The following is a 26222-nucleotide window of genomic DNA, read 5'->3' on the forward strand; positions in this document are numbered from 1 at the left end:
ATTTTTATTTGTGAATTGCAAGAATGACGGCAAGGTGCTAGGATAAAGGGCAATGGAGGCTAGATTATGAACCAATTCAAGAAATTAATGATCGCCAGCATGATGACATGTACGATGAGTTTATCAGTCAGTGCGGTCAATGCGAAAACCACTACGAAAACAAATACCAAAGTAACAGCGAAAGCGACAACGAAAAAAGCGACGAAAAAAGCAAAAAAACAAACAATCAAGTTAAATAGCACAACCAAAGCTTTGACGGTGGGCACAAGTTTCACGTTAAAGTTAACTGGCACCAAGACAAAAGCAGCGTGGTCGGCATCCAATGGCCGCGTCAAATTATCAAAAAAGACGAAAAACAGCGTGAAAGTTACCGCTGTAAAAAATGGTAATGTGTATGTCAGTGCCAAGATTGGTAAAACATATTATTCATGTTATGTAAAGATTGGTAAAAAAGGGACAACCACAAAAGCTACGTTAGCTGTGTCATCAAATAAGGTCACCCTCGCCCAGGGCGCTTATACAACCTTAACGTATACGACGAAAACTGATGTGTCAAAGATGTCGATTACAAATGCGGATAAAGATATTGTCAGTGCAAATCTTTCAGATGACGGCAAGACAGTCATCTTAAATGGTTTAAAAGCCGGCACCGCCACTTTAACATTAAAAGATAACGTCAATAAGACAAGTGCTGAGATTACCGTCACAGTTACTGACAATAGTGCCAGCTTCACGATTGATAATGATCTGCCAGGGACCTTCTCAACCTATACCTCAGATCACCTATCAGCAGTCACCACTTTATCAAATGTCAATGTAACTTCAACTGCAGATGATGACAGTACGTCGGCGACCATCACGGGTAAAGTGAAAGTTGAAAACTTAGGCACGGATGATAATGATAATCATGTCTTTATCAATTACAGCATCAACGATAGTAAAGGCCATAGCGTCAAGAGCGGTACGATCATGTTATTCAATGTTCAAAGCGGTCAGACTTATAACTTCACCCAGAAGGTGTCTGTCGATAATGACAATAGTTACGTCATCCACTTCAGCGATTATCGTTAAAAAAAACGATTAGCCCTAAGCTAACCGTTAATCGTCAGGGCTTTGCCCTGGTGAATGATACTCATCATCGGAGCTTCATCAACGAAGCTCTTTTTTGTTTTGGTCATTGATTTGAAAGCTAAGATCTGTGCATTTTTCTTACCAACATAGGAGTAAGAAAGTAATGGTGAAACTTTCATACGGGTCATCTTAACCTTTAACGATGAGGCGATACTGATATGATTGAAGTTATTAAAAGTCATCAATGCTTCATGCGGATCGGTAAAGACCTGTTTATGATCACTTAAGATCAATGTCCCCTTCTTGCCAGAAAAAGAGAGCACACTGCGTTTGCCAGCCATTTCGATATTACGCAGATGGACTTTGCCAACAATTTTGATTTTTAAGAAATCATCCGCATTATAAATATTGAGCTTTAAAGCTGGTTTATTGACCTTCGTAATCGTCAAAGTATTGGTTTTTGCACTATACTTAAAGCCTTTGACTTTCTTCTTTTGGCCGTTTTCTAATAATTTGGTCACTTGCGGATCATATTCTCTTAGGCGTAATTTCTTACGTTTCTTGGCTTTAAATGCATAGTAAGCTTTGTTTAAAGCCGCATAGTTATCAAGCCGAATGACCATCCGGCTTTGCCCATGGACCGGTATAATCGGCATTAAGACCATGATGAGTAAGACAGTGAACATTTTTTTCATCATAAGTAATACTCCTTTTCTAACGTTTGCACAATTTTATGGACGATCTTTTGATTGCCCAAAGCATTGGGATGAATTTTATCAAAGTAATAATCACTATGCCCTTTTGTGACATGGTATAAATCAATCACATGAGTATGGGTGATTTGCCCGATTTTTGTAATCAGATCCGGCAGTTCATCAACATAATCGGCAACGACATGGGTGGCTTTCCCGCGATGCGTCATGCAGGTGGCTGGAGGGATCATCAGATAGACATCAGGATGGCTGGTGAGCTTCTGCAGTCTTTCCACAAAGACAATATAATCACGAATCAGGCGCATCTTGTTCCAGTTATAATCTTTGGCATCATTAGTGCCAAGCATCAAGAGAATCACATCGGGCTGGTCATGTTCCACTTTTTTCAGAAAGCCCGTTTTTTCATAAGGAAGATCCCCTTCCTTCTGCATCGTATGGGATGGTGCTCCATAATTATGAACATACACATCATAAGAAAAGGCATCATCTAATAAAGAGGGATAACTGTAGCGGGAACGCTGTTTGACAACGCCCGTGCCATAAGTGATGCTGTCACCAACACAGTCAATCATATGAATATAACTGCGATCCACTAAGACATGACATTTATAGCTTGCCACTTTAGTGGCGGCATAAATAGTCGTTTCACCAATGTGATGGGCAAAGACTCGGCCATACTTATTGACACTGGCAATGTTCGCATTCGCCGAGACCCATTTCACTTTTTCTTTTGTGTTATTGAGTTTCAGCAGCTTCGTCCCATGGACATTTAAAGTCAATTCATTTGGTGATAAGTTCACCAGGCCAAAGATTTCATTGACCATCGACGTCAAACCATGTTCGGAATACTGATAGATGCCCGCCGCGATCAATAAACAGCTGACGACAAGAATGGCAATCAGATGTCTGAAGTTCATGCCCTCGCTTCCCTTCTCTGTAAGCGGCGCATGATATAGGTATAAATTAAAAGAATCATCACGCCGATCGCGCTCATTAATAAACCTTTCTTCAAGCCGCGTACCCGAGCGGTAATGACAATGTTATTCTTGCCTTCCTGTAAAGGCACGCTGATCATCGCCTCTTCACATTTTTCTTTCTTGGTTTTCTTGCCATTAATATAAAGGGTCAAATTGGCATCAGCCGGCACCCCGATATACAATTTTTCACCTATTTTACCTTCGACTTGTGCAGTAATTTTGGTGTTAATAATTGACAATTTAGCTGGTGCCCGTTTTTGAAGCGCCTTTTGCACTTTCTTTAACACATGAAGATCTAAGGCATAGTATTCTGCTTTTGTCTCGTCTTCTTTTTCATAAGTCATGGTGACAGAGGCTGTTTTGTCATGTTTATTATAAGGAATAGGGAACATATGCGGAGCTAACCAGACCATATAATCGGTTTCATAGTTGCCATTCACATTGAGAGTCGCATTCATATAGTGCGGCGCTAAGATCTTTCCATAGATGGCGTAATGATCCTCTTTTGGTAAATGCACCGTATAAGTGTAGGATTTTCCCTGTTTTTTTGTCTCAGTTTTTAGCTCCTTATAAAGTGTGATTTTCTTACCATAAATCATTGAGAATAAGCTATTAGTATAACGGAATGGATTTCCATCATAACGCAAGACTTCTGCTTTCTTATAAGTAAAAGCCTGTGGGAAAACATAAGGATTCTCATAAACAGTGCGACCATTATAGCCAGGAATAGATGTTTTCTTTAAACCTTTGGATGGGGTTTTGGACATGATATATTTAGCCCCTAATAAACTATCCGCCGCTAAGATACTGCTATTCACAATTGACATACGATCTACCTCATTCTTATATCCTAAGGCATTTAAAAATGAAAGTGTATGGGAATTCTGGGTTGAGACATAGCTGTTTAAACTGCGATAGTTCATTAAGTAAGCATCATCATAGAACGAATTGAGATTGTTACGAACGACTTCCATCCCATTTGTCTGGGAAATCCGATAAAAGGAATGATCCTGTTTTTGGATCGCCGCAATCTGTTTTAAGCCCTGCGTGACATAGTTTTGATAAATACGCGCATCAGGCGTATTTTGCACCTGATAAATGCCATTGATATTCATGAGTAATTCGGCCATAACGGCTAGGCAGGTGACGATTTTTAAAACGGGGACATACATTTGGAAATTCATCACATCTAAGATAATGGCTTCCACTAGAATAATACCGGCCGTCATAAGCGCATAGACATCCCAAGGCATATGGAAATAACGCAATAAAATCAGAAAGGCAATGACAAAGACGAAAGCGCCGATCATGAGTGGGGTTTCATCCGTATTACGTTCACTAAAATACAGACCGCTTAACATCGTTAATGAGGCTGTGCCAATATAAGAGAAACGACACCAGAATGATTCCGGATTGACAAAAAGACTAAAGACCATATAAAGCGGCTGATAATACAGGCATAGTAAGATCAAAGCCATAAATAAAATGGAAATAATCTTTTTGGATAATTTGATATTACGGCTATAAATAATGCCCAAAGTGCCTAGTAAAGCCAAAGCGCCGCTATAAAGCGAAACATCTTTTGCTGTGGAGATCGTCCCAATCCGATAATAAGGGATCACACTTAACATATTAGAACGCATAACGCTCGCAAAATAGCTAAAATCAAAGGTTGAACGGGAGCTGGTCGTCATCGCTAAGTACGTGGGGTAAAAGAGGACGCAGCTTAAAATAACGCCCACCGCCATCGCGAAGATATAATTGAGCCAGCCTTTGAAAAAGGCTTTGATGCCTTCGTGATCTGCTAAAAGCGCAAGTAATTCAAAGGCAGCGACACCAATACTAAAGAGGCAATTGATGGCCCCAACATACCAGTTAAAGATGATGCTTAAACCAGTGGAAATGGCTAATAAATACGGTTTACGCTGATGGACGCTTTGATATACGCCAAGCATCATAAGCGGCATCATATACATGCCGTCTAACCACATAATACTGCGAGACTGAGCAATGCCATATTGCGATAAGGAAAAACCGATGCCTAAAAGTGTCGCGTAAAGAGAATTCAGCTTTTCAAAACGTTTCGTTAAATAGATATACATCGTTAATGAGGCTAAACCTAACTTTAGAATAACGAGTAATGTATAGAAAGAAATCAGCTGAGACTTTTGAAAAAAGACCACCAAAAGATTGAAAGGAGATGCTAAATAATAGCTGAAGACACCGATATTCTCCCCTCCTAAGCCTTTCGATAAGCTATAAGAAAGAGCGCTTTTCCCCGCTAAAACGTCTTTGAGATAACCAAAGAGCTGAATATACTGGCGGTAGGCATCGCCTTGGACAATGGTTTTATGACCAAAAGGCACATAACCGCGCAGCGCAAAGAAACCGATTAATAAGAGCATAGGAAGGATCAGGGCGCTAAACCCATATAATCCTTTTTTCTTTTTATGCATAATGCTTCTCCTTTCGTAAAACAGAATAGAAAATAATGAGTAAAAAACCAGCTAATGATGAGCAAAGGCCAAGCATAAAGCCACGAATATGCGCTTTTAATGTAATGGTATGAGAGCCCTGCGTAAGTGAAATAGACATAAATGTCTGATCCACTTTTTGAATAGGCACTTTCTTACCATCGACATAAGCCTCCCAGTTCGCATCAGCGGGGATACTTAAAAATAATGAGGTTTGTTTTTTCGCATTCACTTTTACCTGCACATTTCCATCTTTAAAATGCATGATTTGCGCTTTATTTTTTTGAATGCGCTGTGAGGCTTGCTTGAACGCATTTATATCTAAAGCATAGAAATCCTCTGAAAACTTTGCTTGTTTTTGATAAGTATAAGTCACTTTATTCCCCGGTACATAAAATACTGATGGACCTAAAAAGCTTGAATACCCTTGTTTGATCTTTCCCAATTGTAATGCGCCAAGCATATGTTTTGTAGTATAGATATTTCCATAAAGGATAGAATCCTTAGTCTTAATGATGGTATAGGTGACTTTATGATCTCCAACTTGTTTGGTATAATGGCATTTTTTATAAAGTGTCATCTTCTTTCCTGCAAGCATACTGTAAAGCGCATTCGTATACGTAAATAAATTACGATGTGACCACCTTTTCGGCTGATTTTTATATGTAAAAGCTAACGGCAAAACATAGGGATTCTCATAGACTCTGCGGCCATTATAGAGAGGAATTGTCGTTTTATTGAATCCTTCAAGAGGAGCTTTAGATAAAACATATTTCACACCTAGTAAACTATCCGCGGTTAAGACACTATTTGTCACAATGGTCATGCGTGAAGCGACCTGGCGGTAACCAAGATGATCTAACATCTCTAATGTCCGACTTGACTGAGCCGAAACATAACTCGTGAGCGTAGGTTCATGAAAGAGATAACCATCATTGAGATAAGCGCTTGTATGCAGGGGACTTGTCAACATCCCTTCTGTCTGATTGATCCGATAGTAGGAATCATCATAATGTATAAGGGCCTGTTTTTGTTTGAGGCCTGCTTGCACATATTGCGCAAAGTGATCTGATTCATTATTTTTCATTGATGCAAAGAGTTCATGCATATTGATCGTCAGTTCACTGACGCATAATACACTCATGACACACATAAACACTTTGCGATCTTTACTCATATCATAAAGCAAACCAATCAGCAGCATCATGGCTAAAGTCGTAACTTTCAAAGCAGTGATATTTTTATATGATAATAAGAGAAAACAGCCCATAAAAGCGATCAAGCCATAAGTTATTGGAGCATCATCAATCTTTCGGCGACTGAAGTAGAAGCCGGCGATCATCGCTAAAGAAGCCGTGCCAATATAAGAGAAACGACACCAGAAAGAACCTGGTTTCACAAATAAGCTAAAAACCATATAAAATGGCTGAAAGTAGAAACATAAAGCGATCATCAGTAAAAAAAGAACAATAACCAATTTCTCGCTTTTCGTGATATGTCTGGCATATAACATTGCCAGTGTCCCCGCCAATGGCAAAGTGCCCATATATAAGGAGACAACCTGTTCTGTGGACTGAGCGCCTAAATAATAAGAGGAGACTAATGTGACCATCGAAGCTCTTAATGTTGGCGCTAAAAGCGAAAAATCAAAAGACGAACGGCTATTGGTCTGCATCGCTAATACCGTAGGGATAAAGAGAATACCGCTGATCATCACGCCTGCGATCATCGCAAAAATATAACGTCCTAGTGATGAAAAAAAGGCTTTTAACTGATGATCATCACAATACTGTAAAAGTAATTCCAAAACGCAGACAAGAATGCTCATCAGAGCGCAGATCGCTCCCGCATACCAGTTAAAGATAATCGCTAAGCCTACACTGATGGATAATAAAGCAATCTTTTTATCACGAAGACAGTGGTCTATCCCCAGCATAATCAGCGGCATCATGTACATGCCGTCTAACCACATCATGCTGATGGATTGAGCCAAACCATATTGTGATAAACCATAGGATAAGCCTAACAGGCATGATAATAAGCCTTTAAGGGCAAAACGTTTGTCTAAATAATAAGTCATCAGAGACGAGGCTAAGGATAACTTGATGATCACTAACATATTATAAAAAGCAGGTAAACTGCTTTTAGAGAAGAACGTCACAAGTAAAGACCAAGGCGAAGCAAGGTAATAGCTATAAACACCTATCCCCTCTCCGCCAATGCCTTTCGCAAAGCTTGATGCTAAGGAGGCTTGGCCTTCAAGGATATCCTTAAAATGGGCAAAGAGCTCTAAGTACTGAATATAAGCATCATGCGAAGCGAGGGTTTTGATGCCAAAAGGTGCATAACCCATAAAGAGCATATAACTTGTAATCAACAGCGCTGTAATGAGTAAAGAGTAAAGCGGGATAAGATGTTTTTTCATCATTTCTTTTCCTTTACAATGTAAATCTGACGCTTCTTCGTTTCCAGATAGATCTTAGAGACATAAAGACCAATAATACCTAAACATAAGAGAATAATGCCGCCTAAAAAGAGCAGAATACAAACCATCGAAGCCCAGCCCTGAACAGGATCACCCCAAACAAGTTTCTTGATGATGATAAAAATAAAAGCAATGATGGATAAAATAAATAAAGCTACGCCAATAAATGAAGAGATATAAAGCGGCACTGTTGAATAAGCCAGAATACCTTCAATAGAGTATTTAAATAAGCCCCAGAATGACCATTTGGTTTGCCCTGCTGAACGTTCAATATTTTCATAAGACAGCCATTTGGTGTTAAAGCCAACCCATGAGAAGATTCCTTTAGAGAAACGGTTATATTCGCCATCTTCAATAATTGCATTGACCATTTGACGACTCATAAAACGATAATCTCGTGCCCCATCGACGATTTCGGTATCTGACATTCGGTTAATGATACGATAGAACATCCGGGCAAAGAAAGAACGTACGACGGGTTCCCCTTTACGGGTAGAACGTTTGGTGGCAACGCAGTCATAGCCTTCTTCTTTGACGATGCGATACATTTCCGGCAGTAAATATGGCGGATCCTGTAAATCCACATCCATTGTCGCCACGTAATCACCCGTTGCAAGCTCTAAGCCCGCATAAAGGCCCGCTTCTTTCCCAAAGTTACGGGAAAATGAGACATAGTGAACGCGTGAATCCTGCGCCGCTAGCTTTCGTAAAATGGCAATGGTACGATCTGATGACCCATCATCTACAAAGCAGAATTCCAGCTGTGCAGGCATCTGTTTTTCGTATTTTAAGACTTCATGATAAAAGATTTCTATGGTTGCTTCTTCGTTGTAACAGGGTACAACGAGGGAGATTGTTTCCTGAGACATGATAGACTCCTTCCCTATTTAAACACAAAAAATTTACTGATAAAGTAATTGCCAACAATGACAATAACCTGAGTTTCAAGTTTTCCAATCATCGCCGCCTGGCCGATGATGTTCACAAATAAATACACGCCGCCGACTTCGATGACCATCGTTAATAAACGCGCACTTACAAATTTAGCACATTCTATGAGCACTTCACCAAAGCTGTCACAATGAGAGCCAAAGACAATCAGTTTATTGGTCACATAGGCAAATAAAATAGATACGGCAATCGAGATAATATTCGCAATCGTGACATTGAGGTGAATATGGACAAGCAGCCCAAATACAACCAGATTGACAAGCGTCGTACAGCCGCCAATGACTAAGTATTTAAAGGCTTCATTATGGATTAATTTTTTAATTGCATTCATGATTTTTTCTTTCCTTTAACAGGAAAATTCTAACATAAAGACGATATGAAAACAACGTATAATACATTTGAGTTCCGGTATTTTAATGCTGATTTTCAACCTCAAAATAATTTTGTGCTATATAATTTATGTATATGTGGTCCTAAACCATTAATTTAGGATATTGCCAAGCTAACTTGTTAATTTTGCGTACTTAAAAACTTTACTGCTTTTTTAGCACCTTTTAAGCTACGTATTTGCTGTTTTCCTAAAGAAACTCCCAAATTTCAAGCTGCCTGCTAGGTTTTCGTTTCTCTATATGCTTAAAGTGTTGAATTCCCTTTTGGGCATATGCTAGAGCTTCCTTTATCCCCCTAGTGATCTGATAGATCCATACGCACACATCAGCTCTAAGCGATTTACTTCTTTCAATCATTTTTATCGCCAAGAGGCTTTCATCAACCTTGTTCGCCATTAGCGCTACATGCCCGACTCTGATCATAAGCATGAGGTTCAGCACATTCATTTTCTTAAGCGTTCTTACACGCATATTTTCCCAATCATATTCAGACTTAGTGTGTCGGAAATTTTCCTCAATTCGCCAGCGATAAAAATATTCTCTAGCTATTGTTATTACATCCTTCTTATCATTAACATGTCTGTTTGTGATGAGTAAAAGTGGTTCTTCTTCTGATAGTCCGTAGCAAAAAATTATTGTATATGCCTTTTTGCTGCCTTCAATGCATGGGAGTCCCACTCTTGTATGGGACAACTTAACTTCCTTGTTTTCACTTTCAAAGAACAGCGTCATATTAACCTTTCCTTTTCGATCTTCCGCCATTTTTGAAACCAAAACCTCATGACCCTTAACGATTACATTTCTATTACCCTTAAGTCTAATGACAAAGTCATCATCCGGGTGTTCTGCAAAATATTTAAAGAAGGTATTTGAATCATATCCTCTATCAAAAATGCCTGAAATAGGATGCTTAAGTATGGTTTTCATTGCGTCAAGTGATTTAATCGTTTCATCAGGCATAGACTTATGTCCATTAGAATCAGTAGAATAGATGTAGCTATATAATGGTATCGGCTGTTTATTGTTTGAAGAGAGCGCCACCGCCTCACAAACATGATATCCATTAACTAGTGTTGTCTTGGGCTGACTTGCATCTCTTACACGGCAAAGGTCCTCGAACTTTTTGCCATATGGCTTAGCGATTTCACTGTCATCAAACAGAACAACAACCTTGTCATCCTTATCGATAAAGACATTTTCTCTAACGATGGCGTAGTAGTTGTTTTTGATCGTTTCAATTTCGTCTTCTTCTATGTTTTCCATATTATCGCAAAGTCTTTCGGATGTGTTTTTTAACTTAATGCTTTCATCAAGAGCTCTAGCTATTTCGGTAGTAAGCACAGAAGTTTTCTTGGCTATTCCATACTGCATATCGAGCACGAAGTTGCTCGTAGCCTTTTTTAAATTTTTTGATATTTTGGAACTGAATATGGTGATTTCTCTTTTTATCTCGTATACGTCTGTAGTATAATAACTCATAGGGGAAGTCTCCTTTTTATTATGTTTACTTACTCAACTTTATTATAAATGAAAAGTGAGATTTCCCGCAATAATTCAAAAGAAATTGGAAAAATTGCCCACTGTCTTGTGGTGTCTATCATTCCAATTTTTTTAGCCTTTGTGGACAGAACGACTAAAACTAGGGCGTGAAGTCCAGCCTTTTGTGAATATCTTATAGAAACAGTCAAAAATCACCGCCGAGAAGATTCATGGCGGTGAATAACTTTTAAAAATGCAGTTTTTTCAATTAAAAATTGTGAATAAGTTTTTTCGAATATTTCTGTTCGAATCTGATTATATTTTATATTTCTTTTGAATACCGGAACTCAAAATAATACAAAGCGCCAAAATTGTACAGCAAAGATGAAAGAGAAGGCATGTTCGCAATAGCGTTTATAATAGTAAACGTTAAATCAAAGAAAAAAGCCGTTACTTTTTCGTAACGACTGTACCATTATTTTTGAAAATGGAATTTTCTGGGATGACGCCTCTCACACATGAGGTTGGATAAACATTAGAATGACGACCAATCACGGTTCCAGGATTGAGCACTGAGTTACAGCCAACTTCGACATAGTCACCTAACATCGCGCCCATCTTCTTTAAGCCTGTTTCGATCTTTTCATCACCATTTTTCACAACGACTAATTTCTTGTCTGACTTCACATTAGAAGTGATGGCACCAGCACCAGTGTGTGAATAGTAACCTAAGATGGAATCACCAACATAATTATAATGAGGTGTCTGCACATGATCGAATAAGATGACATTCTTTAATTCGGTTGAGTTCCCAACTACGCAGTCGGCGCCAACAAGAGCTGCTCCACGGATAAAAGCACACTGACGTACTTCGGTGCGCGGACCGATGATGCAAGGATCACCTAAATAAGCAGAATCAAAAACAGTCGCTGTTTTATGGACCCAAACATGTGGTTTGACTTCATTGTATTCTTCTTTTGGTAAGCTTTCACCAAGTTTGACAATCATTTCTTTAATGCCGGCTAAAGCTTCCCAAGGATAAGTAAACTGTGATAAATAATCTTTAGCTAAGGTATGATCTAAATCATATAAATCTTTAATTGTGTACATATGTTTCTCCTACATGCTTTCTAAAATAAATTCTTTACTGCCATTAAGATAATTGATGCCTGAGAAGACTGAGAAGATCGTTGCTAAATAGATCAGGATGGTATCTAATGGTAATCCAATATAGGCAAAGATTGGGTTATTGAGTAAAAGCAGACAGATGGCAACCATCTGGGTCATGGTTTTGGCTTTGCCCCAAATACTTGCGGCGATGACAATATTATGGTTAGCGGCTAAAAATCTAACCGCATCCACTAATGTATCTCTTAAAACCATGATAATTAATAAGACGACAGGAATTTTGCCATCAACAGTTAATAAAATTAAGGCTGAATTGACTAACATCTTATCAGCGACAGGATCGACAAATTTGCCGAATGTGGTAACTAAATTATTTTTTCTTGCTAACTTGCCATCAAGAAAATCAGTGATGGATGCTAACGCGAAAATGACGAATGATAGAATATCTACCAGTGACATGCTCGTCCCTAAAACATGATAGACCGGCACATGCATTGACAATGCCTCAGGTACTAGGTAAACCACAATAAATACCGGTACCAAGAGCAAGCGAATCACGGTCAGCTTATTTGGTAAATTCATATATTTCCTTCTTTCCTTACTTATTGTCTCTACTATATCAAAAAACGATGTACTTCACAAATAAAAAAATGACCTCCTTATCCCTCTCCCTATTGTACACGTTTTTTATGAAAATGGGGAGAAATTATAAAAATTCTCGTATGAATCTTTCGTTTCTGTTAAGAAAGCTAGTCATTTTTGTAAAATTGCATATTTACCACTATGAAAATTTCTAGTAAACTATAGGTATTGATTGGAGGAAACCTATGAAGTGCTTATTTGTTATTAACCCTGTGTCAGGGACACAGGCGTTTCATAAAAGTTTGAATACCTTTATTGGCGACCTGATTTTACAGACCAAGGTCGATCATGTGGATACGTTTTTTACGAAGGGCAATAACGATGCTTTTGAAAGATGCCGTGCCGTTAAGAAAGGTGAGTATGATTTCATCGTTTCAGTCGGTGGTGATGGCACCGTAAATGAATGTTTAGGCGGTATTATCAAGTCAGGCAGTGAAACACCTGTCGCGCTGATTCCAGCAGGGACCGTGAACGACTTTGCCAATTACTTAAACTTACCATTAAAATCTCAGCCTTTTGTCGATATGATCAATGATTTCCATACCGAAAAGATCGATGTCGGTGAAGTACAGGGAAAAATCTTTGCCAATGTCGTAGCGGGCGGGATGTTTAGTGATATCGCCTTCCAGGTTAAGAGTAAAGATAAAAATACGTGGGGCCCATTAGCTTATTATATTGCCGGCTTCTCCCAGCTGCCACAGCAGTTAGCGATGAACTTACATTTAAAGATCACGGCTGATGAAGCGCAGTTTGAAGAAGATGCCAGCTTATTCTTAGTTGCTAACTCACAGTCTGTCGGCGGTTTTAAAGGGATTACCCCAATTGCTAGTGTTGAAGACGGCAAGTTAGATTTATTAATTATCAAGAAGTCTAATGTGGCGGAATTATTAAATGCCTTAAAAGATTTAGCGATTGGAAAGCTCTTAGACAATTCACGTATTGATTATGTGCAGGCTTCGAATATTCATATCGAATGTGATAAAGATATTCTCTATGATGTTGATGGTGAAGAGGGCTCAACCTTCCCATTAGAAATCAAATGTCTGCATCAGGCGATTAACCTAATTATGCCAAAATCAAATTAAGATGCAAATGACGTGCCGCTAGGCACGTCATTTTACTTTAATGTTACTTGTTTTCTTGCTAATGGATAATTGATATTTTCCTTATCATCATAGGAAACTTCAATATACAGTTTCTTTGTATTTAATGAAGCGACATCAATCGTTGCTTCATAAATCGCATTCTTGGCATCTAAGCACTTCATTGTCGTACTGATATAAGGCGTAATGCTCTTATTTTTAGAAGCACGTAAATTGACACGGGCAATCTTTTTATCATGTCTAAAATCAGTAATCCGTGCAGTGACTTTCGTACCATCGACTTTCTTCACTTCTAATAACGTCTTATGACCAAACTTCTTCGCTTCGTTATAGTAGAACTCTTTCGCAGCGGTGGTGTCCGTTACCTTTTCTAAAGAATCTAAGTAGCTAGATGTTCGTCTTAATTCCTGCGTTTCTTTCTCATAACCGTACTTTTCACTTAACGTTTCCGTATTAGAGAATAAGTTTGTCCCTAACCCTAAACGGTTGCCCTTAATCGTCGCTCCTAAAGCAGCTAAAGTTGTTGGAAAGTTATCCATCGTCGCATAAGTGCGGCGTTTATGAGTTGCCGGTTTAACGGCCGCATTAATATAGGTTGTATATGTTTTCCGCTGATAACTTGATGGCACCATTGAAGTATAGCTTTTAGACATCGTTGGGTGATCCCCATTGATGACAATTGTGGTATTCTGATACCATGGCTGAGCCTGAATCCATTTCACGAATGCCGTAACCTGTCTTGATGAACATGCCATCACATTGAGGTACTGGCTATCAAACTCATTTTTACACAAACGACATTTATAGCCATTTGGGAAATGCGTATCTACCGTTAACATAGTAAAGTTGAAAGGCTGTGAAGACTGCGCTAATTTTGTAAGTTTCTGTTTTGATAAGGCAAACAGCTTTTCATCTTCATAACCCCAGAAAACTTTATAATTGCTAGGAATTTCTTTTTCCCTGATCGCCGCATTATAATCTTCGATATCAAAGTTACCATGATCCTTATAATAAGTACTGCGGCCGCTGAAAGCGCCATTGGAACCAATCATAAAAGTCTGATGATAATTTTGTTTAGCGAGAATATCGCCTAAAGTTGTTAAACTTGGGAAGAATGTCTTCTGGGTCTGCATCGCATTTTGCCCTAAATCAGTCTTAAGTGGCAGCCCCGAACTCTGGGCAAATAAGGCCCCCATCGTCCACGTGGATCCAGGTAAGGAATACCCGCCATTTAAAGTCGATGTATTCCCCGAGAAGTTTTCATTCTCCTTTGATAACTTGGTTAATTCAGGAATCACATCCTGTTTAAACGCGCCGCCATTTTTCTTATCTGAGGAAGTCATTTCCATCGATTCCAGATAAATGTAGATGAGGTTACGTTTTTTGGATGGGAAGGTAATCTGTGCGGTTTTCGGATTGACGTAGTTATCTTTAATAAAAGTTGATTCGGTGTTTTGATCAATCAGATAATTGATAATATCTAATTTAGATAAGAAGCCATAACCAAATACGCATACGACTAAACATGAGACAATAAACATAATATTGAGCATGGCTTTGGCATGCTGTCGCTTCGCGCAGAAGCGATAGAGCAGAATTGATAAAACAATAATGACAATCGTTGGAATGACCGCTGCCTTAATAAAATTAGGGATCATCCCCTGCCCTGTGCCGGTTAATGGCTGGGTTAACGTGAAGATCAATTCATCCATTGATAAGTTTCCCCAAGTAGCGGAGCCCCAGCGGGCTGCTAAGCCTAATAACAGAAAGAGGAAACTAAAGACAAAAGCCAAGATAATACGGACTTTGCCTGGTTGACTATTCTTATTTCTTTTCATAAATAAACTTTTCCTTTCGTTTACATAATCTAAACAGTGGTATTATACACCACCAATAAAGAAAAGTTCAAATTTCGTTATTTTCACATAATAACCTAAAATTCCTTAAATGTAGCATAACTATGAGAGCTGCCAATTTGTAACTAAAGCAAATGATTAAAAACAATAACCATTAACAATATTTGCTTAAATTCATCCAATTCATAAAAAGGTTCATCTCAAGCGAGATGAACCTAGGATTAATCCTTCTTATGAAGCGATTCTTTGATTTGAGTTGTACTAATTTCCGGTGTCCGTGGCAAATAAACGACATTGACTCCTTCTTCTTTTAAGAAGTCAAACTTGCCTTCCCAGTCGTCACCGATGGCGAAAGTATCGACATGATATTCATGCATATCACTTCTCTTCTGCTCCCAGCTTTCTTCTGGAATGACTAAATCAACATAACGGATCGCTTCAAGTAACTGTTTACGCTGTTCATAGCTAAAATAAGTGTGTTTTCCTTTCATTAACGAATTGAATTCATCCGTTGATAAAGCTACGATTAAATAATCACCTAAAGCTTTAGCACGTTTAAGTAAGTTGATATGTCCATAGTGTAATAAATCAAAAGTCCCGTAAGTAATGACACGACGCATCCCGGTATGATGGGAGTTATCTAATAAGGCTTGTTCAAAATGAACATCCGCTAAAGAGTGTGTTACTTCAGAACGTTTATCACGACTCATGAGCTTCATGACAACATCTTTAGGTGAAATACCCTTTTCAATGATTTCATAAACCGCATTGACAATTGGCATTTCCACATGATAATTCTTGGCAAGTTGCATAACTGCTGGAATAGCGTTAATACCTTCGACAACCATGCCAACTTCCTTCTTTGCTTCTTCTACGCTTTTTCCTTGACCAATAAGGTGACCACATTTGTTGTTTCGAGAATGTACAGAAGTAGCCGTGACAATTAAATCACCCATTCCTGCTAAGCCTGAGAAAGTTTCATGATTACAACCCATAGCTGTACCTAAACGCGTTAGTTCAGCCATGCCCCTTGTCATTAACGCAGCTTTTGTGTTGTCGCCATAACCTAGTCCAGCTGCAATACCTGTTCCTAAAGCAATGATATTCTTTACGGCACCGCATAATTCTACACCAAGCACATCAGGATTCGTATAAACACGCATGCAAGTGTTCATAAAGACATCTTGAACATATTCAGCTGTTTCTAAATCAGGGCAAGCAGAAACAATAGTCGTAGGTAAATCAATAGCGACTTCTTCGGCATGGGTTGGACCCGATAGAGCTACTACTTTCGCTTCTTTATTGACCTTTCTCAATTCATCCCTGATCACCTGTGACATTGTCATCATAGTATCTGTTTCAATACCTTTAGCAACATCGACAATAATTTGACCATTTTTGATATAAGGAGCAGCATTTTTTGTCGTTGAACGTACAAAGACTGAAGGCACTGCAAATAACAAAATATCTCGGCCCTGACAGATCTCCTCAATACTTTTCGTATATTTCAAAGATTCAGGAATAACCATATCTGGCAGATTTGGATGCTTATGTGTTGCCACGAGATGATCAATTTCCTGTGGTAGGGCTGACCAAACTGTCACATCATGATTTGAATTTGCTAGCATTCTCGCTAAAGCCATCCCCCAGGTACCAGAACCTAATACACCAATTTTACTCATTTCTTATTTCCTCTTTTCCAATAATCTTTATAAGAATGGTCCGTATCTATGATCAGATCACCATGAATAGCACCAACCTGTTTCATGACCATATAATCTCCATACTGTATTTTTAAGACTTCATCATAATCCGCTGTAATTGGGATCTTCATAAATTCAAAAGGCACATATTCAATATTTTGCCAACCTGCTCGTGTCTTATAATGTTTTGGATTATCAAACTGAAAGCTTAATAATGACAAATATTTTGTCTCTTCATTATTATAACGAGCACAGATATTTTCAAAGCGATGGTAATCCTTTTGATAATCGAGATGATCTCTATGAATCACATTCTTTGCTAACTTAACAGTTCTCTTTAAAACATTCTTAAATACATTAGGACCATCATGATAGCGTACTGTCCATTTGGCCTTTTCCATATATGATTTCTTCATCGCCATTGCTTCATTACGCTGTTTTTGAAACTTCTCTTTATCATCAATGACCGCATCAACTGGGAAAATATCAATGAAAATTCCTTGATTAAATGAATAGTGCCATTGCTCTTCTACCTGTCTAATTGCCGTTGTCTGACTGTTACGCAGCTGAGCGTGACGCCGCAAACTGCCAGGATCAGTATATTCAGTCTGAAAGAAATAAGGTTCTTTGAATTCGGCAGACGCAATCTTGCATAATCTTTCATAATCATCTCTGAGCATCATTAAATCGATATCATCATCCCAAGGAATAAAACCATGATGACGAACAGCACCTAACATTGTTCCGCCAGTGGCTGAGTACTTCAAATCATACTTTTTACATACACGATTAAACTCAGCCAATAAATCTAATTCAATAGCCCACAATGCTTTAGCCTGAGGAGTGACCTCATAGCCATTACGCATTTCACCTTCTAAAAAATGAGGAGGTAATTCAATTTTTAAATCTACCATATATTTACCGATCCTTTCTTGAAATATCTTGATGGAAATATTTCATTGAAATCTTTGTAAACGTTCCATTAGATTGCAAACTGTTAATAGCGCTGGTCATTTTATTGCTTAAGTCTTCGTTTTCCTGACTTAACATAAATGTCATTGGGAACAATGAAGCAGAGATAACAACTGGCTTCACCTTTTTTCCAGGGTATTTGTTGTGATAATACTGATATGTCTGAAGATCATTCATTGTTCCAACAGCCTGATTATTAAGCACTTTATCAACACATTCATCAAAATCTTTACATGGCACAATAATACCTCCATCGCTGAGAACTGACTGCTCAAAGAAGTCACCTGTCGTCATTGCCATCTTTAAATTTCTCATATCATCGAAATGTTTAATTGATGTGTTACTGCTGCGTGCTACCACCACGAGACGTGAAAACTTGTATTCAGGTGTAAACCAATAAGGCGGTTTTTCATCTTTCTTGGTATTAAGTAAATATTCAACAACCTGCTGATTACCAGTTGCATCGATCTCTCCTTGATCAAGGGCCTTAGTCAATAAGGCGCTATTCATCACTTTAAATTTCGCCTTATAGCCCATCTTTTTAGCAATCGCCCTGGCTGCTTCGATATCGTATCCCGTCAGTTTACCATTCTTATAATAAGAATAAGGTGCATTACTTTTTGCCATCCCAAAAACAATTGTACTACCACGATCTGAAGCCGATTTACCAGCATTACTGTTAGCTGACTTACAACCGCTGATTCCTACTATTATCATGCAGGAAATAAAAGCTTTCATTATCTTTTTTTTCATTGTTTATGTACCTTCCTAAATAAGAATTCGATAAGGCAGTTTCGTCATAACCTTTACTGAATCTGCACGATAATAAATATAATAGTCATATACTCCTGCAGGAAGTTTTGATCGATTAATATAAGCAGTAAAGCCACTCTCTAAATATTCCTGAGGATTGACAATACGTTTACGTAAATATGTATCAACATCATTTCGATTCTGACGAATTGTATTCATCTTATAGAACATATGCGTATTTTTGCTGACAAGAAAAACCTGCATTTCTTTACACTCTGAAGCTTTGGCATTATCTAAAGCAAACCAGCCTCGACAAGTTATCTTTTGATCCGTGACAGTATAATCTTCAAAAGCAAAATGGTTAAGCTGATTTAAATCAAATTCATCATATGTCTTTGAATCAAAAACGTAATTATCATGAGGTAACGATTTATACATCCTGGCAATGACAACCAGACAAACAGTCAGAATAACGACCATAAGAGTCCGCAGGATATAATTTAATTTATTATTCACTTTGAACCCTCCTATTTGCATTATATATTTCTCTTAAGCCATAGAACATTAAAATGTACATAACTGATTCAGCACTCATCATGCCAGCTGAAAACATAGACAAAAAGACAATTATGAAACTTATGAACAGTTCATAATGCATTTTCTTCTGATAGAAATGAAAAATACTAAAGTACATCATGATAATTGTAATGATAAATGGGACAAAACCAATGAGAATCAGCAACTGTAAAAAGCCTGCATCAACATAGTTTGAACCAAACAAATTGGTGATATTCACCTGGGAACCGCCATTACCATACATTGAGAACTTCACCCCAAAAGGATATAATCCATAGTTAATCAGATCCGCATAAACCTGAGAGAGGCGGCTTGATAAAACCTTATCAATTTTAACAAAAATACCACCGTAACGATAACATAATGTCAGTAGCAATGTCATAATACTTGCTAATGGCATAAAATGTACGAACAATGTTTCTATTGCTAAGAAAACTTTTTTGAAACGGTCAATCAGACGATAGTGTTTCATAATTGCTAAAAGAGCGAATCCTAATTCAAGGAAGAAATATGTACGTGTATCAGTTAAGAGGTTAATCAACAGCGATGAGAATACCAGCATGAATATCTCTTCAAACCTCAAGTCAAAACGCTTCAGGCAACAGTAGTATAGTGTCGCAAAACCAAAAATACCAGATATTCTTGTCGTATAGTCAAACCCTAAGGCATAACGCATTGTTTCACCACGCAAAGTCATGAGGTTCGTCAAAATGCCCAGGGCACAAAGCAATGGAATAAAAATACATACGCCAAAGAACAAATAACAGCGAACCTTGAGATTCTTTCTCAGTGAAATATGCGATAATGTAAATCCGATCAGCAAATCTGTTAAATACAAATATGATCCATAGACAAAGACATTTATTCCCATAGAAACAGCGAGAATCAAAAATCCTACCATAATCATTATCTGCTTTAAAGAATGCTTATCCTTAAGATATCCCATTCCTAGCCTAATAGTTTGTAGGGCAAAATAGATAGCCCCTAACATTCTTAAGAGCTGAAACCCTTTATCAGTAATCGGCCATTGAGTTCCAAAGGTCGTATAAGCACCAATGCGACCGATATAATAGAGAATAAAGATTAAAAAAGTGATCCTCTCATTGGCAAGAATTACAAGAAGATTTTGTTTCAAATGATTTAATTTATTCATTCCTGACTATCCTTTCGCTTTTTTCTTATTCTTTGCTACTTTTAATAATATCTTACCAGTATCCATGAAGCTATCTTTAAGCATGAATAAAATACCAACATAGACCATAACACCGACAATAATCATTAAAAGCAGGGAAATCACTTGCTGATGAATTAGCAATCTCACTAGCATGATAGCACCAAACATACAGCTGCCAGCAATCAGTTTCTTCCAGCCTCTGGTGAAAATATCTTTCCATGTAAGATAGCCGGCATCATTTTTGACATAAAAGAAAGTAATTACAACTTCGGCAATCACGGTAGCGATTGCAGCCCCATAGCTTTGCAAAAATGGGATCATAAAACTATTTAAAATAAAGTTTGTAATGGCACCAATAATAATATACTTAGCACTCTCTTTTCGACGTCCGCTTGGCGTATAATATTGGGCTCCTAAGCAGTTACTAATCCCGATGATGACTACTACAGGGGCCATAATAATCAACAGTTCAGCTGTTTTATCCCAATGCTTGCCAAAGAAAACAGGTACAAATACATGTGCTACTCCAGCTAGACCAAAAAGAAAACCAATGCCCATGAATAAGACATAGTCAATTGAATTACGAATGCCTTCTTTAATTTCATCAAATCGTTCTTGCGCATAAAGAAAAGAAATACGCGAAGTCATAACACTGTTTAATGCTACAAAAGTTAATGTTTTCGTCATATCAAGAACTTTATTTGCATTTTCATAGAAACCATTTTCCTTCGCATTTCTGGTTATAACCCAAATCATTGTCTTATCCATAACATTATAGACACTTGTTGCAATGGTAGGAATGAAGTAAACAAGCGTTTCATGGAAATGTTTCTTTAATGTAACTGTCTTAAAATCAATTTTATGAACAAACTTATGCAAGCCTGTCCACATGCCTACATTTCCTGCGAAATTCTGGAAAGCCATAATAAACATATAAACCAGCAAATCACTTGGTTTCTTGACAAAGATAAATAAAGCGATCACACTAGCAATTTTAAAAAATGAGTTCCATCCGACAGTATACTGAAATTTTTCAATGCCTGCATAAAACCAGGAAATATCAAACATAACTGCCAGCAGGTTAAAAGTAAGAACCAGATAGTAACCGCGATATTGCGTATTAAACATTGTAAAGATAGCCCATACGACAATTGAAATCGTAGTTGTAATCACCGATAAAATTTCAATTTCCCAGAATAGCTGTGAACGCTGGTTTTCATCATGACGAACACGCGCAATCTCCCGCGTTCCATAAGTGACTGTCCCAAGTCCGCCAAATAACGTAAAATACATTGCTATTGAATTTGTAGCACTATAAATACCAAGATTGGCAACCCCTAAAACACGAGAAACATAGGGAGCTGTAATGAAAGGCGTGATAATCTTAAGAATCTGATAAAACATACTCAAAGCGAGATTTTTCTTTAAACTTGTCCTCTTTAAACTAGATTTCTTCATTACTAGATCCTCTAGCGTTTATTTACATATTCGATTGGGGGATTGAAATGCTTCCCTTGACGAACACCTTTCATCATAACGCGAATTCTTTTCCACTTTCCATTTTTGCTATGTTTTAATATTTGCAGGAATTTTCTAAGGACATAGATTTTGTATTTACTTTGAATTCCAACCATCCGATAATTATATGCCCTATTTCTAAATGCATACACATACCGTGATAATCGATCCGTATCATCAGTTACAATATCCGCGTCTGCATTCGTTACAATACGATGCTCGACCTTTGCATCACTGACAAGATAGCCAGGAGCAATTTTATTACAACGCCAGCAATAATTCGTATCATCACTCCAGATGAAGAATTCTTTAATTGGTAATCCAACCTTTTCAACAATTTCTCTATTGGTAAAAAAACCAACAAATGTGGCTCTTTGAATACGAATAAGTCCATCATATGAAAGATTGGCATCCTGCATCCAGTCATCAGCGATCTGTGGCGCATTCATTTTACAAGGCGAGCCATCGCGCCAGTAAACATAATTTGATAAATAACTGTATTTTCCTTTCATGAATTCACTAGCTTTTACCAATTTTTCTAATGCATCAGGTTCAGCAATAGAATCATCATCCATCATCCAAAAATACTTATACCCTTTTTCATAGGCAGTTTTGAGTCCATAATTAAAGCCGCCAGCTCCACCAAGATTTTTACCCGTATTGAAATAAATAATATCTCCGCGCTCGACATAGGGTTTTAACTGTTCTTCAGTATCGTCTGTAGACGCATTATTAATAATTAAAATATCCGCATTGCGATATGTCTGGTTTAATAATGCGTCTATTGCCTGTAATAGCAGTTTTAGACGATTATATGTAACCAGTACTATTCCAACTTTGTTCTCCGTTTCCATAGATCTCTCCTAACAAGCACTCTATAACAGCGTAAATGTTATTATGTGCTTTATTTTTCATTCAAATCAGATTTAATCTGTGTTGATGATATTTCTGGTGTGCGTGGCAAGTAAACGACCTCAATGCCTTCATCTTCTAAGAAATCGAATTTTCCCTTCCAGTCATCACCAATAACGAATGTATCAATATGATAATCATGAACATCCTTTATTTTTTGATCCCAGCTCTCTTCAGGAATCACTAAATCTACATAACGAACCGCTTCTACTAAGGTTTTTCTTTTCTCATATGAAAAATAACATTTCTTTGACTTACATTTATCATTAAATTCATCTGTTGATACGGCTACAATTAGGTAATCGCCCAATTCTTTTGCGCGCCGTAGTAAATTGATATGTCCATAATGCAACATATCAAATGTTCCATAAGTAATAACTCTTTTCATTGTTTTTCCTTCTCCATCATAACTATCTAATTTATGAAATTTATAAACACTACTTTATATTTATATTATTGAATACTGATTGTATAGGCTTGTACTTTAACACTATTCATAAGGTCCAAAATCAAGTTTTAAGATCGTATGCTTGTTTTGGGCTGACTTAGGAGGAATCTGCATATAATCATGATAGAAGCTTGTTAAATAGCCATCATAATCTTTAAAGCCAGGTAACTGTAAATCTTCAAAAGGATAGTAAACAATCTCTTTGGTATAGGCATAAGGAATAATTTCCTTAAAATAACCATAACTGCCTTGCGCTGTGACGATTTGATCAGTAGGCTGATCATTCACATGGCCATAGATTTCTTTCTTTTTATTGACCATATGCTTACGGCTAAAGAAATGAGAGGCAAAACGTAAAGTTTTACGAATGACTTCTTTATGATTCAAAATGGAATCATTCCCGCATTTAAAATCTAACATCGCATTCCATAAGAAACGCTGTTTCTGGGCTTTTTTCTGCGCCTGCGGATCTTCAGGAACGAAGTCCATCGGGAAAAGATCAATGAAGATCCCATCCATACAGTCACAGTTACGCATGGTATATTCCTTAATATGAGTATTGACTAAGCGTAACTTGGCATAGGCTTTGGGATAATGATCATCACTATCTAACGTCTGCAGGAAAAAGACCTGTGGATCTAATTCTTGCGGTGCGACTTCTAAGAACTTTTCATAATCTTTGCGCATCATGCCAAAATCCATGTCTTCATCCCATGGGATAAAACCTTTATGACGGATCGCGCCTAAGAGCGTCCCCGCTAACATGAAATACTTAAGATCATATTTCTGACAAATGCGATCTAACTCTTTCGCTAAGAGAAGTTCGACTTTATGTAATTTTTGCATTGGAAATTCACTCATTTGTCTTCTCCTTCTCCTAAGTCTAAAGCCATTAATGGGTGCTGTTCACGTTTTTCAACCGGCGGCACTTCCATATAGGTTTTGCCATAAAGGGCTAATAAATAAGGCACCGGATCTTCTGGAATATTGGCTTTGATCGTTTCAAAAGGCACTTCTTTCACTTTTAATAAGTGATCACGTTCCTGCATTTCGCCAAAGTAATGCTTGCGGCCGCTAGGAATCGTCACATATTTGGAATGATCATTGTGGCAGAGCGAATAAATAGAAATGGTGCGTCTGGTTAAATGATCTAAGGACATAAAACGCAAGAAAGAACCGATTTTTGCTTTCTTTTCAAATGTCTTTAAAGCTTCCCCTTCTTTGACATACTTTTTGATTTCTGGCAAGTCTTCATACGTCTTTCGACAAGTCAACATATAGCCATAAGCCAGACAAAGCATCCCATGCAGTTTTCTTAAAACCGCATTGTTTGGCGTATTTTCGACGACAAATAAATCCATTGTAATGCCTGAATCTTCTTTATCTAATTCATTGAAGGAACGATAAACTGTCCCCTTCTTTTTCATTTGGGCTAATGACATCCCATGTCCTTTGGCATCTTCTGGAGCATATAAGTTATACTTATCCCCAAGCGCCTGAGGAAAGACTTTTTTTAGTTTATTAAAGTCTTTCCGTGAAATATTAATATCAACATCATCATCCCAGGGAATAAAGCCTTGATGACGTACTGCCCCTAAAATCGAGCCGCCAGATAAGGAATAATTGATATTATTATCTTTACAGGCTTCAATAAAATCGCTTAACATGCCAAGGATGACGTGCTGCAGCTTTTTCAGTGTTTCGCCTTTGACATAAATCACTTTATCCTCATCAAAACCCATCTTAAGAACTTTAAATCCGTCTTTTTCTGCCATGTCGCAACCTCACATTACTGTAATTCTTTTTTGACGCAGTCTAACGCTACGGCAATCGTATCATCCATATCGAAATATTTATACATGCCTAAACGACCGCCAAAGATCACTTTGCCATCTTGATCACTTAAGGCTTTATACTTAGCATATAAGCTATTGTTCTTGTCATCGTTCATCGCATAGTATGGTTCATCACCTTTATGCCATGTGGCTGGATATTCACGGGTGATAACGGTTTTTGGCTGGGTGCCAAATTCGAAGTGTTTATGTTCAATAATACGCGTATAAGGGATTTCGTATTCTTCGTAGTTAACAACTGCATTCCCCTGATAGTTTTCTTCATCTAAGACTTCTGTTTCAAAGCGTAATGAACGATATTCTAATTCACCAAACTGATAGTTGTAGAATTCATCAATCATCCCCGTATAAACAATCTTATCAGCGATGTTTTCTAATTCTTCACGATGCGCTAAGAAATCCGTATTGAGACGCACTTCAATGTCCTCTAACATCTTATCAATGATCTGCGTGTAACCACCCATTGGAATACCCTGATAAGCATCATTGAAGTAGTTATTATCATAGGTAAATCTAAACGGTAAACGTTTGATAATAAAGGCTGGTAATTCGCTGCATGGACGGCCCCACTGTTTCTGCGTATAGCCTTTCACGAAGATTTCATAGATTTCTTTTCCGCCTAAGGAAATCGCCTGTTCTTCTAAGTTCTTTGGCTGTTTAATACCTGCTTCTTCAATGGCGGCCGCAATTTTTGCTTTCGCTTCTTTTGGTGTTCTAACATCAGGCCAAAGTTTAGAGAAGGTATTCATATTGAATGGTAAGTTATACACCTGTCCTTTATAGTAAGCGATTGGACTGTTGGTATAACGGTTGAATTCTGCAAACTGCTGGATATAGTTCCAGACTTCTTTGTTGGAAGTATGGAAGATATGGGCACCATACATATGGACATTAATGCCTTCCACTTCTTTGGTATAGATATTCCCAGCCACATGATCTCGCTTATCAATGACTAAGACTTTCTTTCCTCTTTTGTTTGCCTCATAGGCGAAGATACTGCCAAATAAGCCAGCACCTACTACTAAATAATCATATTTTGCCATAA

Annotated in this window: 23 protein-coding genes and 1 pseudogene; 2 read left to right on the forward strand and 22 right to left on the reverse strand. The window is 37.8% G+C overall.

Annotation, left to right across the window (positions count from 1 at the left end):
• The first annotated feature begins 66 nt into the window (after nucleotides 1-66).
• Complete coding sequence (locus SG0102_RS11110; protein ID WP_125119985.1) at nucleotides 67-1071, forward strand: pilus assembly protein N-terminal domain-containing protein; 1005 nt, start codon at nucleotides 67-69, stop codon at nucleotides 1069-1071.
• 20 nt (nucleotides 1072-1091) lie between these two features.
• Here the strand turns inward: SG0102_RS11110 and SG0102_RS11115 are convergent, their stop codons facing one another.
• The 9 genes from SG0102_RS11115 to pgsA all read right to left on the reverse strand — a co-directional run bounded on the left by SG0102_RS11115 (nucleotide 1092) and on the right by pgsA (nucleotide 12249).
• Nucleotides 1092-1769: a hypothetical protein gene (locus SG0102_RS11115; protein ID WP_125119986.1), complete on the reverse strand. Its 678-nt coding sequence runs from the start codon at nucleotides 1767-1769 to the stop codon at nucleotides 1092-1094.
• Nucleotides 1766-2701: a GDSL-type esterase/lipase family protein gene (locus SG0102_RS11120; RefSeq protein WP_125119987.1), complete on the reverse strand. Its 936-nt coding sequence runs from the start codon at nucleotides 2699-2701 to the stop codon at nucleotides 1766-1768. Before SG0102_RS11120 ends, SG0102_RS11115 begins: the two co-directional genes overlap by 4 nt.
• On the reverse strand, nucleotides 2698-5217 hold the full coding sequence (locus SG0102_RS11125; RefSeq protein WP_125119988.1) for a YfhO family protein: 2520 nt from the start codon (nucleotides 5215-5217) through the stop codon (nucleotides 2698-2700). Before SG0102_RS11125 ends, SG0102_RS11120 begins: the two co-directional genes overlap by 4 nt.
• A complete protein-coding gene (locus SG0102_RS11130; RefSeq protein ID WP_162300203.1) occupies nucleotides 5210-7660 on the reverse strand; it encodes a YfhO family protein in 2451 nt (816 codons plus the stop codon). The genes SG0102_RS11125 and SG0102_RS11130 overlap by 8 nt, the downstream gene beginning before the upstream one ends.
• Nucleotides 7660-8589 (reverse strand): glycosyltransferase family 2 protein, encoded by a 930-nt coding sequence (locus SG0102_RS11135; protein ID WP_125119990.1) that lies wholly within the window; start codon nucleotides 8587-8589, stop codon nucleotides 7660-7662. The genes SG0102_RS11130 and SG0102_RS11135 overlap by 1 nt, the downstream gene beginning before the upstream one ends.
• 14 nt (nucleotides 8590-8603) lie before the next feature.
• The gene (locus tag SG0102_RS11140) at nucleotides 8604-9002 is read right to left on the reverse strand and encodes a GtrA family protein (RefSeq protein ID WP_125119991.1); all 399 of its coding nucleotides are present in this window, start codon (nucleotides 9000-9002) and stop codon (nucleotides 8604-8606) included.
• A gap of 247 nt (nucleotides 9003-9249) precedes the next feature.
• Nucleotides 9250-10539, reverse strand: coding sequence for a transposase (locus tag SG0102_RS11145; RefSeq protein ID WP_125119992.1), 1290 nt, complete (start codon nucleotides 10537-10539; stop codon nucleotides 9250-9252).
• 450 nt (nucleotides 10540-10989) lie between these two features.
• A complete protein-coding gene (locus SG0102_RS11150) occupies nucleotides 10990-11649 on the reverse strand; it encodes an acyltransferase (protein ID WP_125119993.1) in 660 nt (219 codons plus the stop codon).
• A 9-nt stretch (nucleotides 11650-11658) separates the two neighbouring features.
• On the reverse strand, nucleotides 11659-12249 hold the full coding sequence (gene pgsA, locus SG0102_RS11155) for a CDP-diacylglycerol--glycerol-3-phosphate 3-phosphatidyltransferase (RefSeq protein WP_125119994.1): 591 nt from the start codon (nucleotides 12247-12249) through the stop codon (nucleotides 11659-11661).
• Between the two features lie 245 nt (nucleotides 12250-12494).
• Here pgsA and SG0102_RS11160 point away from each other — a divergent pair, with 245 nt between their 5' ends.
• Nucleotides 12495-13394: a diacylglycerol/lipid kinase family protein gene (locus SG0102_RS11160; protein WP_125119995.1), complete on the forward strand. Its 900-nt coding sequence runs from the start codon at nucleotides 12495-12497 to the stop codon at nucleotides 13392-13394.
• A gap of 32 nt (nucleotides 13395-13426) precedes the next feature.
• Here the strand turns inward: SG0102_RS11160 and SG0102_RS11165 are convergent, their stop codons facing one another.
• From SG0102_RS11165 to glf, 13 genes and pseudogenes are all read right to left on the reverse strand, one after another.
• Nucleotides 13427-15250 carry an LTA synthase family protein gene (locus tag SG0102_RS11165; RefSeq protein ID WP_125119996.1) on the reverse strand — a complete coding sequence of 608 codons (1824 nt, stop codon included), beginning with the start codon at nucleotides 15248-15250 and terminating at the stop codon, nucleotides 13427-13429.
• A gap of 239 nt (nucleotides 15251-15489) precedes the next feature.
• Nucleotides 15490-15888, reverse strand: a complete 399-nt coding sequence (tagD, locus tag SG0102_RS15750) for a glycerol-3-phosphate cytidylyltransferase (RefSeq protein ID WP_231999888.1) — start codon at nucleotides 15886-15888, stop codon at nucleotides 15490-15492.
• Between the two features lie 75 nt (nucleotides 15889-15963).
• Nucleotides 15964-16950: pseudogene (locus SG0102_RS15755) on the reverse strand (NAD(P)H-dependent glycerol-3-phosphate dehydrogenase); the annotation flags it as partial.
• Nucleotides 16947-17885: a LicD family protein gene (locus SG0102_RS11175; protein ID WP_125119998.1), complete on the reverse strand. Its 939-nt coding sequence runs from the start codon at nucleotides 17883-17885 to the stop codon at nucleotides 16947-16949. The pseudogene SG0102_RS15755 and the gene SG0102_RS11175, both read right to left, overlap by 4 nt.
• 4 nt (nucleotides 17886-17889) lie before the next feature.
• The gene (locus SG0102_RS11180; RefSeq protein WP_125119999.1) at nucleotides 17890-18696 is read right to left on the reverse strand and encodes a transporter substrate-binding domain-containing protein; all 807 of its coding nucleotides are present in this window, start codon (nucleotides 18694-18696) and stop codon (nucleotides 17890-17892) included.
• Between the two features lie 15 nt (nucleotides 18697-18711).
• Complete coding sequence (locus tag SG0102_RS11185; protein WP_125120000.1) at nucleotides 18712-19212, reverse strand: hypothetical protein; 501 nt, start codon at nucleotides 19210-19212, stop codon at nucleotides 18712-18714.
• The gene (locus SG0102_RS11190; protein WP_125120001.1) at nucleotides 19205-20425 is read right to left on the reverse strand and encodes a hypothetical protein; all 1221 of its coding nucleotides are present in this window, start codon (nucleotides 20423-20425) and stop codon (nucleotides 19205-19207) included. Before SG0102_RS11190 ends, SG0102_RS11185 begins: the two co-directional genes overlap by 8 nt.
• 6 nt (nucleotides 20426-20431) lie before the next feature.
• Nucleotides 20432-21904, reverse strand: a complete 1473-nt coding sequence (locus SG0102_RS11195) for an oligosaccharide flippase family protein (RefSeq protein WP_125120002.1) — start codon at nucleotides 21902-21904, stop codon at nucleotides 20432-20434.
• 11 nt (nucleotides 21905-21915) lie between these two features.
• Nucleotides 21916-22818 (reverse strand): glycosyltransferase family 2 protein, encoded by a 903-nt coding sequence (locus tag SG0102_RS11200; RefSeq protein WP_125120003.1) that lies wholly within the window; start codon nucleotides 22816-22818, stop codon nucleotides 21916-21918.
• A 50-nt stretch (nucleotides 22819-22868) separates the two neighbouring features.
• A complete protein-coding gene (gene tagD / locus SG0102_RS11205; RefSeq protein ID WP_125120004.1) occupies nucleotides 22869-23264 on the reverse strand; it encodes a glycerol-3-phosphate cytidylyltransferase in 396 nt (131 codons plus the stop codon).
• 102 nt (nucleotides 23265-23366) lie between these two features.
• A complete protein-coding gene (locus SG0102_RS11210) occupies nucleotides 23367-24185 on the reverse strand; it encodes a LicD family protein (protein ID WP_125120005.1) in 819 nt (272 codons plus the stop codon).
• Nucleotides 24182-25099 (reverse strand): LicD family protein, encoded by a 918-nt coding sequence (locus SG0102_RS11215; protein ID WP_125120006.1) that lies wholly within the window; start codon nucleotides 25097-25099, stop codon nucleotides 24182-24184. Before SG0102_RS11215 ends, SG0102_RS11210 begins: the two co-directional genes overlap by 4 nt.
• A 14-nt stretch (nucleotides 25100-25113) precedes the next feature.
• Nucleotides 25114-26220, reverse strand: coding sequence for a UDP-galactopyranose mutase (glf, locus tag SG0102_RS11220; protein WP_125120007.1), 1107 nt, complete (start codon nucleotides 26218-26220; stop codon nucleotides 25114-25116).
• Nucleotides 26221-26222 lie beyond the last annotated feature (2 nt).

Source organism: Intestinibaculum porci (assembly GCF_003925875.1).
Classification (GTDB): domain Bacteria; phylum Bacillota_I; class Bacilli_A; order Erysipelotrichales; family Coprobacillaceae; genus Intestinibaculum; species Intestinibaculum porci.

Coding starts and splice junctions, on each gene's coding strand:
- SG0102_RS11150 (WP_125119993.1), bottom strand. CDS start 11,649: ATGTACACAATTAAAGATTTATATGATTTAGATCATACCTTAGCTAAA.
- SG0102_RS11200 (WP_125120003.1), bottom strand. CDS start 22,818: ATGGAAACGGAGAACAAAGTTGGAATAGTACTGGTTACATATAATCGT.
- SG0102_RS11165 (WP_125119996.1), bottom strand. CDS start 15,250: ATGAAAAGAAATAAGAATAGTCAACCAGGCAAAGTCCGTATTATCTTG.
- SG0102_RS11135 (WP_125119990.1), bottom strand. CDS start 8,589: ATGTCTCAGGAAACAATCTCCCTCGTTGTACCCTGTTACAACGAAGAA.
- SG0102_RS11125 (WP_125119988.1), bottom strand. CDS start 5,217: ATGCATAAAAAGAAAAAAGGATTATATGGGTTTAGCGCCCTGATCCTT.
- glf (WP_125120007.1), bottom strand. CDS start 26,220: ATGGCAAAATATGATTATTTAGTAGTAGGTGCTGGCTTATTTGGCAGT.
- SG0102_RS11110 (WP_125119985.1), top strand. CDS start 67: ATGAACCAATTCAAGAAATTAATGATCGCCAGCATGATGACATGTACG.
- SG0102_RS11175 (WP_125119998.1), bottom strand. CDS start 17,885: ATGGTAGATTTAAAAATTGAATTACCTCCTCATTTTTTAGAAGGTGAA.
- SG0102_RS11140 (WP_125119991.1), bottom strand. CDS start 9,002: ATGAATGCAATTAAAAAATTAATCCATAATGAAGCCTTTAAATACTTA.
- SG0102_RS11210 (WP_125120005.1), bottom strand. CDS start 24,185: ATGAGTGAATTTCCAATGCAAAAATTACATAAAGTCGAACTTCTCTTA.
- SG0102_RS11120 (WP_125119987.1), bottom strand. CDS start 2,701: ATGAACTTCAGACATCTGATTGCCATTCTTGTCGTCAGCTGTTTATTG.
- SG0102_RS11180 (WP_125119999.1), bottom strand. CDS start 18,696: ATGAAAAAAAAGATAATGAAAGCTTTTATTTCCTGCATGATAATAGTA.
- pgsA (WP_125119994.1), bottom strand. CDS start 12,249: ATGAATTTACCAAATAAGCTGACCGTGATTCGCTTGCTCTTGGTACCG.
- SG0102_RS11130 (WP_162300203.1), bottom strand. CDS start 7,660: ATGAAAAAACATCTTATCCCGCTTTACTCTTTACTCATTACAGCGCTG.
- SG0102_RS11160 (WP_125119995.1), top strand. CDS start 12,495: ATGAAGTGCTTATTTGTTATTAACCCTGTGTCAGGGACACAGGCGTTT.
- SG0102_RS11190 (WP_125120001.1), bottom strand. CDS start 20,425: ATGAATAAATTAAATCATTTGAAACAAAATCTTCTTGTAATTCTTGCC.
- SG0102_RS11215 (WP_125120006.1), bottom strand. CDS start 25,099: ATGGCAGAAAAAGACGGATTTAAAGTTCTTAAGATGGGTTTTGATGAG.
- tagD (WP_231999888.1), bottom strand. CDS start 15,888: ATGCGTCGTGTCATTACTTACGGGACTTTTGATTTATTACACTATGGA.
- SG0102_RS11115 (WP_125119986.1), bottom strand. CDS start 1,769: ATGATGAAAAAAATGTTCACTGTCTTACTCATCATGGTCTTAATGCCG.
- tagD (WP_125120004.1), bottom strand. CDS start 23,264: ATGAAAAGAGTTATTACTTATGGAACATTTGATATGTTGCATTATGGA.
- SG0102_RS11195 (WP_125120002.1), bottom strand. CDS start 21,904: ATGAAGAAATCTAGTTTAAAGAGGACAAGTTTAAAGAAAAATCTCGCT.
- SG0102_RS11145 (WP_125119992.1), bottom strand. CDS start 10,539: ATGAGTTATTATACTACAGACGTATACGAGATAAAAAGAGAAATCACC.